This is a genomic window from Puia sp. (assembly GCF_035546395.1).
In the GTDB taxonomy this organism is placed as follows: domain Bacteria; phylum Bacteroidota; class Bacteroidia; order Chitinophagales; family Chitinophagaceae; genus Puia.
Genome location: NZ_DASZXR010000002.1, coordinates 137253 through 153628 on the forward strand (window position 1 = coordinate 137253; position 16376 = coordinate 153628).

At 55.3% G+C, this 16376-nt stretch carries 13 protein-coding genes, 1 tRNA gene and 1 riboswitch; of the genes, 9 read left to right on the forward strand and 5 right to left on the reverse strand.

What is annotated here, in order from left to right; translation table 11 throughout:
• Positions 1–12 precede the first annotated feature (12 nt).
• From VHE34_RS01645 to VHE34_RS01655, 3 genes are all read left to right on the forward strand, one after another.
• Positions 13–1014: a D-alanine--D-alanine ligase gene (locus VHE34_RS01645; protein WP_325583885.1), complete on the forward strand. Its 1002-nt coding sequence runs from the start codon at positions 13–15 to the stop codon at positions 1012–1014.
• Positions 1015–1098: 84 nt separating this feature from the next.
• A complete protein-coding gene (locus VHE34_RS01650) occupies positions 1099–1917 on the forward strand; it encodes a PASTA domain-containing protein (protein ID WP_325583887.1) in 819 nt (272 codons plus the stop codon).
• Positions 1918–1930: 13 nt separating this feature from the next.
• Positions 1931–2236, forward strand: a complete 306-nt coding sequence (locus VHE34_RS01655; protein ID WP_325583889.1) for a rhodanese-like domain-containing protein — start codon at positions 1931–1933, stop codon at positions 2234–2236.
• Positions 2237–2356: 120 nt separating this feature from the next.
• On the opposite strand, the gene VHE34_RS01660 is transcribed toward VHE34_RS01655, so the two are convergent.
• Positions 2357–4345 (reverse strand): S9 family peptidase, encoded by a 1989-nt coding sequence (locus tag VHE34_RS01660; RefSeq protein ID WP_325583891.1) that lies wholly within the window; start codon positions 4343–4345, stop codon positions 2357–2359.
• 8 nt (positions 4346–4353) lie between these two features.
• Positions 4354–6612 (reverse strand): TonB-dependent receptor, encoded by a 2259-nt coding sequence (locus VHE34_RS01665; protein WP_325583893.1) that lies wholly within the window; start codon positions 6610–6612, stop codon positions 4354–4356.
• Positions 6613–6667: 55 nt separating this feature from the next.
• A riboswitch (TPP riboswitch) is annotated at positions 6668–6771 on the reverse strand.
• A gap of 162 nt (positions 6772–6933) precedes the next feature.
• Between VHE34_RS01665 and VHE34_RS01670 the strand changes: the two genes are divergently transcribed.
• From VHE34_RS01670 to VHE34_RS01695, 6 genes are all read left to right on the forward strand, one after another.
• Positions 6934–7653 (forward strand): head GIN domain-containing protein, encoded by a 720-nt coding sequence (locus VHE34_RS01670; protein ID WP_325583895.1) that lies wholly within the window; start codon positions 6934–6936, stop codon positions 7651–7653.
• Between the two features lie 38 nt (positions 7654–7691).
• Positions 7692–8408: a head GIN domain-containing protein gene (locus VHE34_RS01675; protein WP_325583897.1), complete on the forward strand. Its 717-nt coding sequence runs from the start codon at positions 7692–7694 to the stop codon at positions 8406–8408.
• 53 nt (positions 8409–8461) lie between these two features.
• Positions 8462–8533: transfer RNA gene (locus VHE34_RS01680), tRNA-Met, on the forward strand.
• A 182-nt stretch (positions 8534–8715) separates the two neighbouring features.
• Positions 8716–9588: a GTPase Era gene (gene era, locus VHE34_RS01685; RefSeq protein ID WP_325583898.1), complete on the forward strand. Its 873-nt coding sequence runs from the start codon at positions 8716–8718 to the stop codon at positions 9586–9588.
• Positions 9589–9679: 91 nt separating this feature from the next.
• A complete protein-coding gene (gene der / locus VHE34_RS01690; protein WP_325583900.1) occupies positions 9680–10990 on the forward strand; it encodes a ribosome biogenesis GTPase Der in 1311 nt (436 codons plus the stop codon).
• Between the two features lie 53 nt (positions 10991–11043).
• Positions 11044–11223 carry a hypothetical protein gene (locus tag VHE34_RS01695; RefSeq protein ID WP_325583902.1) on the forward strand — a complete coding sequence of 60 codons (180 nt, stop codon included), beginning with the start codon at positions 11044–11046 and terminating at the stop codon, positions 11221–11223.
• Between the two features lie 13 nt (positions 11224–11236).
• On the opposite strand, the gene VHE34_RS01700 is transcribed toward VHE34_RS01695, so the two are convergent.
• From VHE34_RS01700 to VHE34_RS01710, 3 genes are all read right to left on the reverse strand, one after another.
• Positions 11237–13450: a DUF4954 family protein gene (locus tag VHE34_RS01700; protein WP_325583904.1), complete on the reverse strand. Its 2214-nt coding sequence runs from the start codon at positions 13448–13450 to the stop codon at positions 11237–11239.
• A gap of 17 nt (positions 13451–13467) precedes the next feature.
• Positions 13468–15342, reverse strand: coding sequence for a glutamine--fructose-6-phosphate transaminase (isomerizing) (gene glmS / locus VHE34_RS01705; RefSeq protein WP_325583906.1), 1875 nt, complete (start codon positions 15340–15342; stop codon positions 13468–13470).
• A gap of 75 nt (positions 15343–15417) precedes the next feature.
• The gene (locus VHE34_RS01710) at positions 15418–16326 is read right to left on the reverse strand and encodes a hypothetical protein (RefSeq protein ID WP_325583908.1); all 909 of its coding nucleotides are present in this window, start codon (positions 16324–16326) and stop codon (positions 15418–15420) included.
• Positions 16327–16376: the final 50 nt, after the last annotated feature.

Sequence of the window (16376 nt, forward strand, 5' to 3'; positions counted from 1 at the left end):
TTATTGCAAAGCATGAAGCCCAACATCGCCTTCGTAACCGGTGGCTACTCCGGTGAAGCGGAAATTTCATATAAAAGCGCCATCACCATCCAGAACAACCTCGATTACGATCGCTATACCGTCCACCGGATCGACATCACCCCCGAAGGCTGGTTTCATCCAACCCCCGATGGCAAAAAGATCGACGTCGACAAGGACGACTTCTCCATCACCATCGCCGGAAAAAAGATCAACTTCGATGCGGTCCTCATCGGTATTCACGGTACACCCGGCGAAGACGGCAAACTACAAGGCTATTTCGATCTTCTCAACCTCCCTTACACCAGCTGTAACGCCGCCGTCTCCGCACTGACCTTCAACAAACGATTCACCGTCGCCGTCGCCGCCTTCAACGGCATCAATGTCGCCCGCTCGGTATTGCTGATCAAGGGCCGGATCGAAAGCCCCGATGAAGCCACCAGCCACCTGCAATTCCCCGTTTTCGTAAAACCCAACAACGGCGGAAGCAGCATCGGTATGTCCAAGGTCAATGATGCCTCCGAAGAACTGGGACCCGCCATCGAAAGAGCCTTCCGCGAAGATGACCAGGTGCTGATCGAGGAATTCATCCCCGGCCGCGAGTTCACCATCGGGGTATTCCGCTCCAAAGGCGAGATCATCACCCTGCCCTTCACCGAGGTCAAAAGCAAAAAAGAGTTCTTCGACTTCGAAGCAAAATATACCGCCGGCCTAAACGAAGAGACCACCCCGGCCCAGGTCGACGAAACCGTCGCCGCCAAGGTCCGGGCCGCCGCCAAAAAGATTTACCAGGTGTTCAACTGTTCGGGAATCATCCGGATCGACTTTATCTACAATGAAGCCAAAGGCGAACCTTATATGTTGGAGATCAATACCGTCCCCGGCCAAAGCGAGGCCAGCATCGTACCTCAGCAACTAAGGGCGTACGGCTGGACACTAAAGGATTTCTATTCCGCGTTGATTGAAGAAGCCTTAAACCGACCAAACCGGCGGTAGCCGGTTCAAATCATTAGTGCCGTCGGCTCCAAATCATTAGCGTCTGGCACGCAAATAGCTTAAAATAGCGTATTTTAGAAAACCATGTTCAAATTCATTACTTCGAAACCACTGTGGGTCAACGTATTAGTCGGCATCGGGCTACTTCTGCTTCTCTTGCTCGTCTTCCTTGGTTCCCTGGCCCTCCTGACCCAGCATGGCAAAACAATGAAGATCCCCTCCGTTACCGGCCTATCCTTCGAAGACGCCAAAAAGAACCTCCAGTCCCAGGGGTTCGACGTCCAGATCCAGGACTCCTCGACCTATTATGATACCATGCGGCCCCTGCAGGTCGTAAAACAATTCCCCGAAGCCGATAACCTGGTGAAGATCAACCGCACCATCTATCTGACGATCAACCGTTCCCAGGCCCCCTTCATCCAGATGCCCAACCTGGTGAGCATGAGCTTCCGGAATGCCGAAATGTACCTCCGCCAATATGGCCTCAAACTGGGCGACACCATCTTCAAACCCGACTTCGCCCGTAACTCCGTGCTCGAACAACAATATAAAGGAGAGGTCATCAAACCCGGCGCACAGATTCGCCAGGGTAGCCTGATCACCCTCGTGCTGGGAAGCGGCATCGGCGCCGGCCAGGGAGTCATTGTCCCTGATCTCTTCGGCCTCACTTACCTGCAGGCTAAATCCCGGCTCGACTCGATGGGACTCTCCTTCGGCGCAGTCGTCCGAAGCAAGGGTATCAGCGACTCCACCGAAGCGTTCATTTTCTGGCAGGATCCGCCCCAGACCGGCATCGATGGCATGCCCAATCGCATCCATCCCGGTCAAAGCATTGACATAAAATTACAGGCGCAGCGCCCGTCCCGGGATACCCTCCCCAACAGCGGCGGTCAACCATATTAACAAAGGAAATTACATGCAAACCATCTCTGTAGAAGAAGTAAAGGCCCGGCTCGACGCCGGCGAATCCCTCCACCTCGTAGACGTCCGCGAACCCGCCGAACACGCTGAATTCAACATCGGCGGTATCCTCCTCCCCCTCGGCCGCGTCCGCATGATGGACACCGACGACATCGATCAGTGGAAAGATCAGGAAGTAATTTGTTATTGCCGCAGCGGCAACCGCAGCGGGCAAGCCTGCATGATCCTCGAGACCGCAGGCTTTACCAATGTCAAGAATCTTACTGGCGGCATGCTGACCTGGATGGAAAGAGGCCTGTAAGAGGCCTATCCTCGGCCCTGCCAGATGGCCCACAGGGCCATCGGCCGAAGGCCTATCCTTGGCCCTGCTAGGTGCCGCAGGCACCGGTACCCAACAGCCAAACTACACCAGCAAACCCTGTTACAGCAGATACTTCTTATACCACGCCAGCCATCTCTCCAATCGATCCCGCTGATAGCTCGGCGCTGTGATCCCATGAAAGCTATTGGGATAAATTATCAGCTGCGTCGGCACCCCCAGCGTCCGCAACGCCTGGTACATCTGCTCGCTACCTGCCGTCGGCACATTGAAATCCTTTTCCCCACTCATAAACAGGGTAGGGGTCTTGATCCGGTCCGCCTTCAGCAAGGGATAGGAGATCTTCAGATACCGGTCGATCGCCTTCCAGGGCGCACCGATCTCATTCATGTACTGGTTCACATACTGATCCACGCCATACAGCGACAGCGTAAAACCCGTCCCCGCGCCGCTGCTCGCCGCCTTGAAGCGGTTGTCCGACGCGATCAGGTAATCCGTCAAAATTCCCCCATACGACCATCCGCCCACACCCAGATGAGCGGAATCCGCAATGCCCTGCTTCACTAGGTAATCTACTGCCCCGTGCAGGTCGATCACCTCCTTATTTCCCCAGTCCGCCGAGATGATCTTCGAATAGGCCACCCCGCGACCATTGCTGCCCCGGTAATTCACCGCCGCCACCGCAAATCCTCCTGCCGCAAGCATCTGCCGCGTCAGATCAAAATCAAAAGCATCCTGGCTCACAGGACCGCCGTGAATGTATAAGATCAATGGTAGCCTGGTCGTTACACCCACCGGCCGGTACAAGATCCCCGACACCATCGTCCCGTCCGAACTCTTCGACTGAAATCCCTCCACCGTCGCCAACGCCAGCGGAGCCAGGAACGAATCGGTATGATGCGTCAGTCGGCGCGGGGTACTCCCCTCAACCACATACACCTCCGAAGGCGTCTGCGGCTCGCTCATCATCGCCAGCCAATCGTCCCCCGCCCGATCCAAAAAAGTAAACGCCCGATGCCCGCCCACTACCTTGCTGACCTTCCCATCCGCCACCGAAAACGAAGCCACATACTGCTCCCGATCATCCGCCACCAGGGCATAGATCGCCGCCCCATCCTTCGTCCATCGAGGACTCATCACCGGACGGTCCAACTCCCGGCTCAGCAAGCGCGGTGCCCCGCCAGCCGCCGCAACAACGCAAAGCACCGGCTCATCATACATATGATAATTCTCATCGGAAACCGACCGGGTATACGCGATCCACTTCCCATCCGGACTCCAGCGCGGCCCGTTATCGCTACCCTTCCAGTCGGTCAGCCGCCGCATCGTTGCGCCCGGATGCGATTCGATAATATAGATATCGCTGTTCTCGTTCTGATCCGGATCAGCCGTCCGGTTGGACACAAAGGCGATCGCCGACCCATCCGGACTCCACACCGCTGATCCCTCATCATAGTTGCCCCGGGTAAGCGTGTCCAGCTTCCTGGACCCGACATCGAACAGGTACAAATGCGTGTGCGCCTTCTTATAACGGTATCCCTCCACATCTTCCTTGTATTGATACCGGTCGATCACATATGGTTTCGTCGTCTTGATCTTGCTGCTGTCGTCCGCGTCAGGATCAGTCAGCGTCAAGAGCAACTTCTTCGAATCCGGACTCCAGGCATAGTCGGCAACTCCGCCTTTGATCTCCGTCAACCGCTTGCCCTCTCCGCCCCGCCGGTCCATCAGCCACACCTGCGACCCCTTTACCTCGGCCCCGCCGCCCACCCGCGAAGACAAAAAGGAAAGCCATTTCCCGTCCGGACTCCATCGCGCCCTCGACTCGCCTTCAGGGCCACTGGTCAGCTGGATATCCTGGCCGCCGTCCCAGCTCACCATCCAGACATCCGCATTGCGGCTATCCTTCAATGAATCGATCGTCGACACCGTATACGAAACCCATTTTCCGTCAGGCGAAACCTGGGGATCACTGACCGAAGGAAGACGATAAATATCAGCAGGCCGGATCGGCCGTTTGACAGGGGATTGGGCGCACAACGTCATCCCGACGCTCAGTACACCCGTGGCGAACAGCAGGGATCTTAGCATCCTTGAATTTACAATTTAATATTCACCGCAAACATAAAATTCGTCCCCGCCATCGGGAAAACGAAGTTCTCGGTGATCAACTGACCACCATAGACATAGCTATAGGAATAACCATTAGGCGTATACCGTTTGTCAAATAGATTATTCAATTGGAAGATGAAGTCGGTCTGCCGGCCGATCTTGCCCATCAGCGAATATACCGCGCGCAAATTCTGCACATAGTAGCCTGGCAGCCTGCGGTTTCCCTGCTGGGCGTTGTCCAGGTAAACCTCGCTGACATATTTTGCCGGCAAGCTGAAGGTCAGATGTGACAGTGGCAAGAAACTGACGGTCGCGGCGCCCACCACCGACGGTGAGAACGCGAGGTTCGTCGTCTTGTAGGCATGACTCACCTGCCCGCCGTTATCATAGTCGTCGTCATATTCGACATAGTCGAGGGCCTTGTTTCGGCTGAGCGCCAGGTTGGCATCTGCCGAGAACCAGTTCACCGGCTTCACGCTCCCCTGCAGCTCTATTCCCAGCCGGTAACTCCGCGCAATATTGCTCCGGGTGTAGTCCCCGACATCGTTGATCTTACCCGTTAGCACCAGCTGGTTGTGATAGAGCATATAGTACCCCGTAATACCCCAGGAATAGTTGAGTCCCTTCTGCTGCAGCCCCAACTCGAAATCATGCAGCCGCTCCGCCCTGGGCTGGTCGTTGAGGCCGGCTTCGAAATCATCCCGGTTGGGTTCATGTCCGGACATGGCATACGAGAAATAGGCCTGCCAGTTGTAGTGCGTATAGGTGAAACCTGCCTTCGGGTTGACAAAATTGTACGTCGGGTGGACCAGGATCGAAGGGTTGTCGTCAAACCCATCCAGCTCGTAGTCGAGATGACGGTATTGAAGGTCCAGGAACCCCGTCCACCGTTGACCCAGCTGCTGCTGCCATTTGGCATAAACATTATAATCGATCTTGATAGCCGGCTCCCGGTAGTACTGGTAATTTTCCGGGAATCCGCCGTCGGCGGCCCACACGACGTTTCCGTAATGCTTCCCGTCGTAGCGATCCCAGCCGCCGCCAAGAAAAAGCTGTGTGGTATTGCTCTTGTATTGCAGCGATGCCACCATCCCATAAAAATAATTGTCCAGCCACCGCTGCCGTACCAGGCTCGTGCTTTGCAGCGTATCGCTGCCCAGGACAACGGGCGGCAGACCATAGGCCGCATAGCTGGCGTTCGAAAGATCCCCCTGGTCATGATACTCCTGGTAATACCCATACCCGCGGGTCAGAAAGAGGGCATTGTTGAACGATAGCCGGTTGCTGAACTGGTGGTTGAAGAATAATTGATAATGGTTCTGCCAATAGTTGTCCGACTGATCCCGGTAGGTGAAATAGTTGTAGGTTCGGTTACTGCTGCGGAACAGGTTGACGGAATCCTGCGGCGTAAAATACAGCGAGCCGATATTGTTCTCGTAATGCTTTTGCAGCGCCGGGAGATCGCCGTCCCACTTGGCCTGCGGAATGCCGTTCCAGGCCTGGTAGGTCTTTTCTTTTCCCTGCAGGATGTTGAATCGGATCGAAGAGTTCTTGTCATACCAGGCCGCGGAGAAATAAAGGGACCGGAGATCGCTCGTGGCCCGGTCGATATAACCACTGCTGGCGATCCGCGAAAGCCGCATATCGATCGTGAAATGTCCGTCGATGAGCCCCGAGCCGGCCTTCAGGGTGTTCTTCCAGGTATTGTAGCTCCCGTAACTGTTATTCAACTCCGCATAAGGCTTCTCGTTGAACTCGTTGGTCGAGAAATTGATCGTCGCCCCAAAAGCCCCGGCGCCGTTCGAAGAAGTTCCCACCCCCCGTTGTATCTGGATACTGTTGGTGGAAGACGCAAAATCAGGCAGGTCGACAAAGAAGAGGGCCTGCTCTTCCGCATCGTTATAAGGGATTCCGTTCAGCGTCATATTGATCCGCGAATCGTCCGTTCCCCGGATATAGATGCCCGTATAGCCGACCCCGTTGCCGGCATCGGAATTGATCACCACGGAAGGGGTCTGGTTGAGCAGGAAGGGCAGGTCCTGCCCGACATTCGTCGTTTCGATCTCTCTTTTGCTGATATCCGTCTTTGTGAAGGGAGCTTTTTCACCGGCCCGAAGGGCATGTACTTCAACGGGTTGTAAGAATAGCTTCAGGGAGTCCCTCTTTCCGCCCGGTTGGGCAGGATTCTGGGCATAGGCGGTCGCGGCGGCAGCCAAAAGGCTGGACAGAGCAAAAATCTTCTTCATAATGCATTAAGTTTAATGCCAAAGCAACGCCGCGAAAGAAAGGAGGGAAATAGCAAATAGAGGAGATCACCTTCCCTGCGCAGGCATTACCCTGATCAGGTTCTGCGGGTATTTTCTCAGCCATCGCCGGTTAGGCGGATAGCACCCCGAGGAACTGACCACAAAGGTAGGTAAAAAAAAGCCGCAAATGTAACTTTCCGGCCCCTCTACCCGTCCTACCAAAGCGAACCACGGGTTCGCTGGCCGAAGGCCCATCATAAACCGTGCGCCGGGATGGGTTATTTTTCGGGTAACCCGAAAACCGGCGCACAAATGCAGATTATGAAAAATACCATACTACTCGCTCTTTTCACCGGGTCCACCCTCTTCTCCGTTGCCCAGAATCCAAAGATGATCGATGACAGAAATGCCCAGAAACGCAACGTCCAGGGCTTCCACGCCATCGAAATATCCTCGGGCATCGATCTCTACCTGAGCCAGGGCGGCGAAGAGGCGGTCGCCGTAAGCGCTTCCGATATCGACACCCGTGATCGCATCATCACCGAAGTTACCGGTGGCACGTTGCGTATCTACGTGGAAAACCATGGCTTCAATTGGAGCTGGCATAATAGACACATGAAGGCCTATGTCTCCTGCCGGCAACTGGATCAGCTGACGGCTTCCGGGGGCAGCGACGTCTATATCCAGGACGCGATCCAGGCCGAGAGCCTCAAAATGCATCTCTCCGGCGGCAGCGACTTCCGCGGAAAGCTGAACATCGGCGAGCTGAACGTCAGCCAATCGGGCGGCTCCGACTCGTATGTCAGCGGCTCGGCCCGTATCCTCCACGTTCATACCAGCGGTGGCAGCGATTACCATGGTTATGACCTGGCCGCCGACAATTGCGAGGTCGAAGCCAGCGGGGGCAGCGACGCCTATGTCACCGTCAACAAAGAAATGACCGCCCACGCCAGCGGGGGCAGCGATATCCATTACAAAGGCGCCGGCGTTCTCCGGGACTCGCGCGCCAGCGGCTCGGGCAGCATCTCCCGCCGCGATTAAAATTGACTTATATTCGTACCCAAACTGTTATAACCCCCATGTGCAGAAGGCTTTTCATATTGTTGACAGGGAGTCTATTGATGTTGGCGGCCCATGCGCAGAAGACCATCATCAACGATCCGAATGCCGAACTACGGCCCGTAAAAGGTTTTCATGGCATCGAAGTCTCCAGCGCCATCAACCTTTACCTGAGCCAGGGTGAACAGGAAACGGTGGTCGTCAGCGCCAACGATCTGCGGTGGCGGGAATACATCCGAACCGAAGTGGACAACGGCATCCTCAAGATCTGGCTCGATACCCGCAAATGGTCCCGCGGAAATGTGAAGATAAAGGCCTATGTCAGCTTTACCACACTCGACAGGCTCAGCGCATCCGGCGCCAGCGACGTCTTCGTCGACGGCGTTATCACCGGCGAGAACCTATTTGTCGACCTCAACGGGGCCAGCGATTTCAAAGGCGCCATCAATGTAAAGAATCTCCGGTTGGAACAAAGCGGCGCCTCGGATGCCCACGTCACCGGGGTAGTTTCGGGCGTGGCGGAGATCCATTCTTCGGGCGCCAGCGACGTAAAAGGCTATGACCTGACCATCCAGAACTGTAATGTCCACGCCTCCGGCGCCTCCGATATCCGGGTCACCGTCCGCAACGAGCTTACCGCCGATCTCTCCGGGGCCAGCACCGTCTTCTACAAGGGCGAAGCCGTCGTCAGGGACGTAAAGTCAAGCGGGGCCAGCGCGGTCAAAAAAAGCTCCTAAAACCATATTTATTTTTCTGGGAATCAAAAAGCTCGTACCTTTGCCCTCCACATCGCGAAGTAGAGCAGCGGTAGCTCGTCGGGCTCATAACCCGAAGGTCGGTGGTTCGATCCCACCCTTCGCAACACGGCGGGGACCTCGGCATGAGGTCCCCGCTCTTATTAGCGAGCTGCCGCCGAGGTCCCCCGTGTTGCGGGCCCCCGAAGGGGGCAATCATCGGCCCCGCCAGGCGCCTCGGCGCCGGTACCTCTCAGCTACCCTGAGATCGCTCAGCCACCCAAAAACAATATCTTTGCACCACTAAAAAATGAAATCCGGCTTCGTCTCCATCTTCGGCAAACCCAACGCAGGCAAAAGCACCCTGCTCAACGCCCTCATGCGCGAGAAACTCGCCATTGTCTCCCCCAAAGTGCAGACGACCCGCCACCGCATCAAAGGCATTCTGACAGAAAAAGACTATCAGATAATAATAAGCGACACCCCCGGCATCATCGAACCCCGCTACAAACTCCATGAGAAGATGATGCAGGCCGTCCGCAGCTCCCTCGAAGACGCCGATCTCGCCCTCCTGCTCGTGGATATCCGCGATAACTGGGAAGAGAACGACACGCTTTTTACCACCCTAAAGCTCAAGGCCCCAAGCCTGGTGATCCTCAATAAGACAGACGACGTCACAAAAGAAAAGCTCGCCGAAGCAAAGGAATACTTCAGCAACAAACCCTATTGCAAAGGCATCATCGCCATCTCTGCGCTGAAAAAAACGAACCTCGACGAGCTGCTCAAAGCCATCCTCGAAAGACTCCCCGAAGGCCAGCCCTTCTTCGAAGGCGACGACCTCACCGACCTGCCGACCAAATTCTTCGTCGGTGAACTCATCCGTGAAAAGATATTCGGCCTGTACGGCGACGAGATTCCCTATCAAACGACCGTACTGGTCCAGGAGTTCTCGGAGAAATCCACCCTGACCAAGATCCGGGCGGATATCATCGTCCAACGCGAATCCCAGAAAGGCATCATCCTCGGCGAAGGCGGCAAATCCATCCGCCAACTCGGGTCCGAAGCCCGCAAAGATATCGAAGCCTTCATCGACCGGAAGGTCTTCCTCGAACTGTTCGTAAAAGTGCGGCCCAAATGGCGTGACACCGAAAATTTCTTAAAAGAGTACGGATACAACGGATGAATTCGAACGCTTCCCATATAAAAATGTCGCGCCCGAAGGAGGGCCCTTCGGGACAACCCCAAAAGGAACAACAATAAATTAGATTCAGAAAATGAGCGGATTTACAGTGGCAATCGTGGGCCGGCCCAATGTCGGAAAAAGTACCTTCTTCAATCGTCTCCTCGAACAGCGAAAAGCAATCGTCGACGACGTCAGCGGCGTCACACGCGACCGCCAATACGGCGTTGCCGAATGGACCGGCAAAAGCTTTAACCTCATCGACACCGGTGGTTTCGTCCCCGAAAGCGAGGACGTGTTCGAACGCGAGATCAAAAAGCAGGTCCTCATCGCCCTCGAAGAAGCCAACGCCCTGATCTTCATGGTCGACGCCGCCACCGGCATTACCGACCTCGACGAGTCGATGGCCGATGTGCTCAGGCGCACCACCAAGCCCGTTTTCCTCGCAGTCAACAAGGTCGACAACAGCGACCGCCTCCTCGAAGCCGCCGAATTCTATAGCCTCGGGTTCGAAGAAATTTATTTCCTCTCTTCCATGACCGGTAGCGGTACGGGCGAACTCCTCGATGCGGTCACAAAACTGATCCAGGACGAACAAACGGAGCCGGAAGACGCCAACATCCCAAAATTCGCCATCATCGGCCAGCCCAATGTCGGCAAGTCCTCTCTTCTCAACGCCCTCATCGGCCAGGAACGCACCATCGTCAGCGATATCGCCGGCACCACCCGCGACACCATCCACACCCGCTATAACTTATTCAAAAAGGATTTTGTCCTCATCGACACCGCCGGTATCCGCCGCAAGACCAAGGTCCATGAAGACCTGGAATTCTATTCGGTCATCCGCGCCATCAAGGCGATGGACGAGGCCGACGTCTGCCTGCTAATGATCGACGCACCCAAAGGCATCACCGCACAGGATCTGAATATCTTTAGCCTCGCCGTAAAAAAAGGCAAAGGCATCGTCCTGCTGGTCAATAAATGGGACCTCGTCGAGAAAGAGACCAATACCGCAAAGGATTATGAGAAGGAATTGAAGCAGCGGCTCGCACCCTTCACCGATGTCCCCGTACTCTTCATCTCCGTCATCGACAAGACCCGCATCTTCCGCGCCGTCGAAACGGCCCTCGAGGTGTATGACAACCGCCAGCGCCGTATCCCGACAAATGAGCTCAACGAGGTGATGCTAAAAGCCATCGAGGCCTACCACCCACCTGTCGTCAGGGGCAATCCGCTGAAGATAAAATACATCACCCAGCTGCCCACCCACGTCCCCTCCTTCGCCTTCTTCTGTAACTTCCCGGACGACGTCAAGCAACCTTATAAGAACTATCTCGAGAACCAGCTCCGGGATCATTTTAATTTCAAAGGAGTGCCCGTCCGGCTTTTCTTTAGGAAAAAATAGTAGTTTCGCGCCCGCGCGGCCGAAAGCCGCGTATAAACCTTTAAATAAAAAACATGAAACAACTGTTGGCCGTCCTCGTCGTAGCTGCTGCTATGACCACTTCCTGCAACAACAGTGGCGTTGAAGCCGCTGCAGCTCCTAAAGCTGACTCGACCGTTAAAACCGCCGATTCCGCTGCCAAGATGGCCCCGGACACGCTGAAGGCCGCTCCCGCTGATTCGACAAAGAAGTAAAAAATTCCCGCCGTCAGGCGGGAATCTTTTTCAACACCTCTTCCACTTCCCTGCGATATTTCTTCAGCGCCTCCTTCTCCTGCCGGATAAACCCATTGTCCTGCAACCGCCCTACCACCGCATTCATCTCCTCCACAGATTCATACACCATCTTCCGAAAGGGATTGGTATAATCCTTCGCCCGCGACGTATATATCTCTCCCGTAAGCTTCTCTTTTATCCCAACACTCTCTTTCAGTAACCTATGCAGCCCCCCCGGGCCGCCACGCCGCAGCGAAAAGCCCGTCACCGCCTTCAACGCCGCCAGCGCATGCACCAGCTTGTCAAAAAGATATTGCTCGCCCTGCCGCAGATACCAGAGATGCACCTGCTCCCAACTCTTGATCTTACCGTTATGGATCTGCGTATTCAGCTGCCCCAACTGTGACTCGCGGATCAACTGCCCGCCCACATTGACCCAACCCTGCAAAGGCAGGCTCGACGGGATCAGTTGGACGAGGTCCTCAAAGCTGTCCACACTTTCTTCCCGGATGAGTCGCAAAAGCTGGTTGGCGGCGTGATACGCGATCAGCCCCCGATACATCGCCCAGGCGGGCGCAACCTTTACCAGGCGGACCTTCCGGTCGCTGTTCTCCCAGCCCTCGGCAAGGATCTCCAGCGAATCCACTTTCGAGGGCTCATCCCGCAAAAGGGCCGCACCGATCGCCACCAGGTCCTCTTCAGAATGTTTGCCCCTTCGCCCCTCTGCCTTCACCAAAGCAAGCCCGGTATATCGCTCCAACAGGGTCAGCGCCGTCACCATCTCGCCGATCGTGTCAGGCGCCAGGTAATCATATTCCAGCAGCTGCGTCCGGTCTATCCGCTTGTCGCGGTCGACATATTTCCAGGAATTGCGCGCAATGGCGTACATATTGTGAAGAAACCAGTAGGCCGGCATTACGACCAGCTCGTCGGTGCTGACATCGTTACTGATCAGCGCAAAAGGAACCGGGATATCCAGTTCGGCCGGGTAATCTCCCTTGGCAAGTATGGCATAGGAGGCAAATCGGCTATTGTGTTTGAGACTGACGCAAAGCCCCGGCCAGAAACCCCGGCCGGCCACGATCTCCCCATCGGGGCTACGGGAATTGTGATTGCTGCCGATCGTGGCGCCCGCCGCCATATTGCTCTGCCCCATCACCAGCGCCGCACAAAGGAAGGAGTTGTTATGGTGTTGCTCATGCGCAGGAAAGATCAACGAGTTCAACACCTCGCAACAGGAGATCGTCGCATTATTGCCCAAATAGGAGTTGATCAGCCGCGCTCCGTATTTCAATTGGGAGTGCGAGGCCATTACAAACCGGACGGCCTTTACCCCATAGAAGATGCGGCAGCCAAAACCGACGATCCCGTTCACCAGCTCGCAACCCTCACCCACCTGGGACATCGCTTCTGCCGAAGAGTTGATCGTGAGATTCTTCAATTTATTGGCGCCCTTCAGGTAGGCGTCGCTGCCGATCCAGACATCCTTGATGATCTTACAGTTCTTGATCACGGTCCGATCCCCCACCTTTCCATAATAGCCCCGCCGGTTGTCGAAAGCTGTTTCGGTAAAGGTCTTGAACTTCTCCTGCAAAACCTTGTCGTCCCGGTGCCGGGTCCAAAGCCAGGCATCCCCCGGCAGCATTCCGTTAAAGGGGATAATGCTTCGACCGCCGTTCTCATTGCACACCTCCAGCCAGATGCGGATGGACTCCTCTTCCCCCTCCTTCAAAACCCCATTGCCGAATTTAGCGTGATCCGTGGTGGCCATTTCATTCGTATTGACGATCATCACGTCATTACCGATGATATAATGGGAGAGATAGTTGGTATTGTCGATACAGACATTGTCCCCCAGGTCGCAGCTGATGATCGTGCTGTTATACAACCCCACCGGCCGGCGGAGGTTATGGAACTCGAGATAGTAGGGTTCCAGCTTGCCGATCCGTACCAGTCCGAAGAACTTACAGTTCTGCACCAGTTCGGCCGTGAACGCATCAGAAACAAGAATATCGTTCCAGTTCGCCGAAGTATTCCGGTTCCGCACCAGCACCTCGATCTCATACGCCGTCAGCTGCCTATAGCTGATGCCGCTGCGGTTCTGCACATTCCGAAGATAATATTCGTCCTTTCCTTTTGGAAGATAGCGGCTATCGATGAACTGGTAGCCAAGCGAGTTGATCGGGCTTTTCTTGATGTCATTCATATATTGGATGCTAAACGTTATTCAACCGTTACACTCTTGGCCAGGTTCCTGGGCTTGTCCACATCATATCCCTTCGCGACCCCGATATAGTAAGCAAGCAATTGCAACGGGATCACACTCAGGATCGGGGCGATCAACTCATCGGCCTCCGGAATGCGCATCACATCCTCCGCCATATTTTCAATGATCGCGTCGCCCTGGCTGATCACCGCAATCACCCTGCCTTTCCGGGCCTTGATCTCCTGGATATTGCTGACGATCTTCTCATGATAGGAATCCCGCGTCGCAACAAACACCACCGGTAGCTGCTCGTCGACCAACGCGATCGGACCGTGTTTCATCTCCGCGGCAGGATAACCTTCGGCGTGGATATAAGAGATCTCCTTCAGCTTCAAAGCGCCTTCCAACGCCACCGCGAAATTATAACCCCGGCCCAGGTACAGCGCATCCTTCGCATCCTTGTATTTCCCTGCCAACCGGCGGATATCATCATTCAGCTGCAGCACCTCCCGCACCTTTTCAGGAACGGAATGCAGCTCGCTCAGCAACTGCATATAACGCGTCGCATCGATCGTTCCCATTTCCCGGGCGATCTTCAGCGCGATCATCGTCAGCACCGTCAGCTGGGCAGTAAATGCCTTGGTCGAGGCGACGCCGATCTCCGGACCCGCGTGGGTATAGGCGCCGGCGTGGGAAATGCGGGCTATGGAACTGCCAACGACATTCACAACCCCAAGGATGATCGCCCCGCTCTCCTTCGCCTTCTCGATCGCCACGATCGTGTCTGCCGTTTCCCCGCTTTGCGAGATCGCAATGATCACATCCCCCTGATGGATCACGGGATTCCGATATCTAAACTCCGACGCATACTCTACCTCCACCGGGATACGGCACAACTCTTCAAAGACATATTCCGCCACCAACCCCGCATGCCAGCTCGTTCCACAGGCGATCATGATGATCCGTTTCGCCTCAGTTAATCTATTAATGTTCTGTTGGATCCCGGCCATCGTGATCGTTCCTTTCACCGCATCGAGCCGCCCCCTTAAACAGTCGAAGATGGTATCGGGCTGCTCGAAAATTTCCTTTAACATGAAATGATCGTATCCCCCCTTTTCGATGGCCGCCATCTCCAGGTCCAGCTTCTGAATGAAAGGAGTGATCTTCTCGTTCCCGAGATTCTTCAGGACCAGCTCGTCAGCCTTCAATATCGCCAGCTCGTAGTCGTTGACATAAACGACCTCCTTCGTGTATTCGATGATCGGCGATGCATCCGAGGCCAGGAAATGCTCTCCCTTGCCAATGCCGATCACCAGCGGACTGCCCTTTCGCGCCGCGATGACCGTATCGGGGTTATCCCTATCCAGCAGCACGATCACATAGGCGCCGACCACCCGTTTAAGGGCGATCCGGACCGCCTCTTCCAGCCCGCACTGGTTGTTCTCCTGGATGTCTTCGATAAAATTCAACAGCACTTCAGTGTCGGTATCGCTGTGGAAATGATACCCTTTCCGCACCAGTTCCTGCTTCAGCTGGGTAAAATTCTCGATGATGCCGTTGTGGATCATCGCCAGCCGCCCGCTGGCCGACAGATGAGGATGCGCATTCCGGTCACTAGGCTCGCCGTGCGTTGCCCAGCGCGTATGACCAATCCCCGCATGTGCATGCAGATCCTTGCCGACCAGGCTGTCTTCCAGCTCGGCAACTTTGCCTTTCTTCTTATACACCCGTAAACTTTCCGAAAGGGCCAGGGGCCCTTTGGCCGAAGGCCCGTTATTATTCAACAGAGCAACACCGCTACTGTCATAGCCCCGGTATTCAAGGCGTTTTAAACCTTTCAGAATGATTGGATAAGCCTCTCGTGGACCGATATAAGCAACAATGCCGCACATAGTTTGCAAAATTTTAGCAATACTACTTAAAAAAAGAACCCCGTCCAAAGGACGGGGTTCCTGACCCAGGGAGAATCATTTTTGTTTCCAATATCCCTCGATCCAAACCCAATTATCATTCACATACTTCCAGTGCGCCTTTACCCAAACCTTTTCACCCGGGGCCGAAGCCGTCGAACTATTCTCATACGAAGAAGGGTGATTATTGGTGCCCGGCCGATTCTGCAAGGAATCGGGATGGGGATAATTGTATTGGTTGTCGTTGTAATTGTCGCTGTTCTTCTCCGGCTCCTGCTGCCGTTGGGGCGTCCCCAGGTCCGATCCGTCGCCATAAGGATCCTCGGGCGCATCATCCGGATCATAATAATATCCGGGCGGCGCATAGCTCGGTGAATAGAAATAAGGATTGTAAGGATAACCGTAGTAGCCATAGGGATAACCGTAACCGTAATAAGGCCAGCCCCATCCAAGTCCGATGCCAAGGCCAAGACCCCAGCCCCAGCCACCACCCCAGCCATAATAACCCCGGTATCCGCCATAATAGCCGCGATAACCGCCATAGTGTCCGCGACCACCGTAATACCCATGTCCTCCGTAATAACCCCGGCCGCCATAATTACCGCCGCGATAGCCAACGCTTCCACGATAGCCGGCGCCGCCATAGCCGCCCCGGACCCCGCCATATCCACGGACACCCGCCGCACCGACACCCGGCCGTGAAAAGCCACTTACACCCCGGGCGCCAACACCCGAAAAACTCCTCGCGCCACCGCCGGAAAAGCCCCGCGAAAATCCACCGGAGAAGCTTCGGCCACCACCACCGGAAAAGCTTCGGCCACCACCGCCGGAAAAGCTTCGGCCACCGCCGCCGGAGAAGCTGCGGCCTCCCCCGCCAAAGCCCCGGCCGCCCCCACGCTGCGAATAACCGGGCAACCCGGCCACGAGGAGGAGCGCTGCAAGAATGAGTATTTTTACCTGTTTCATAAACTACGTTTGATCCTGCTTTAGACGCCAAAGCAGATGCATAGTTTAAT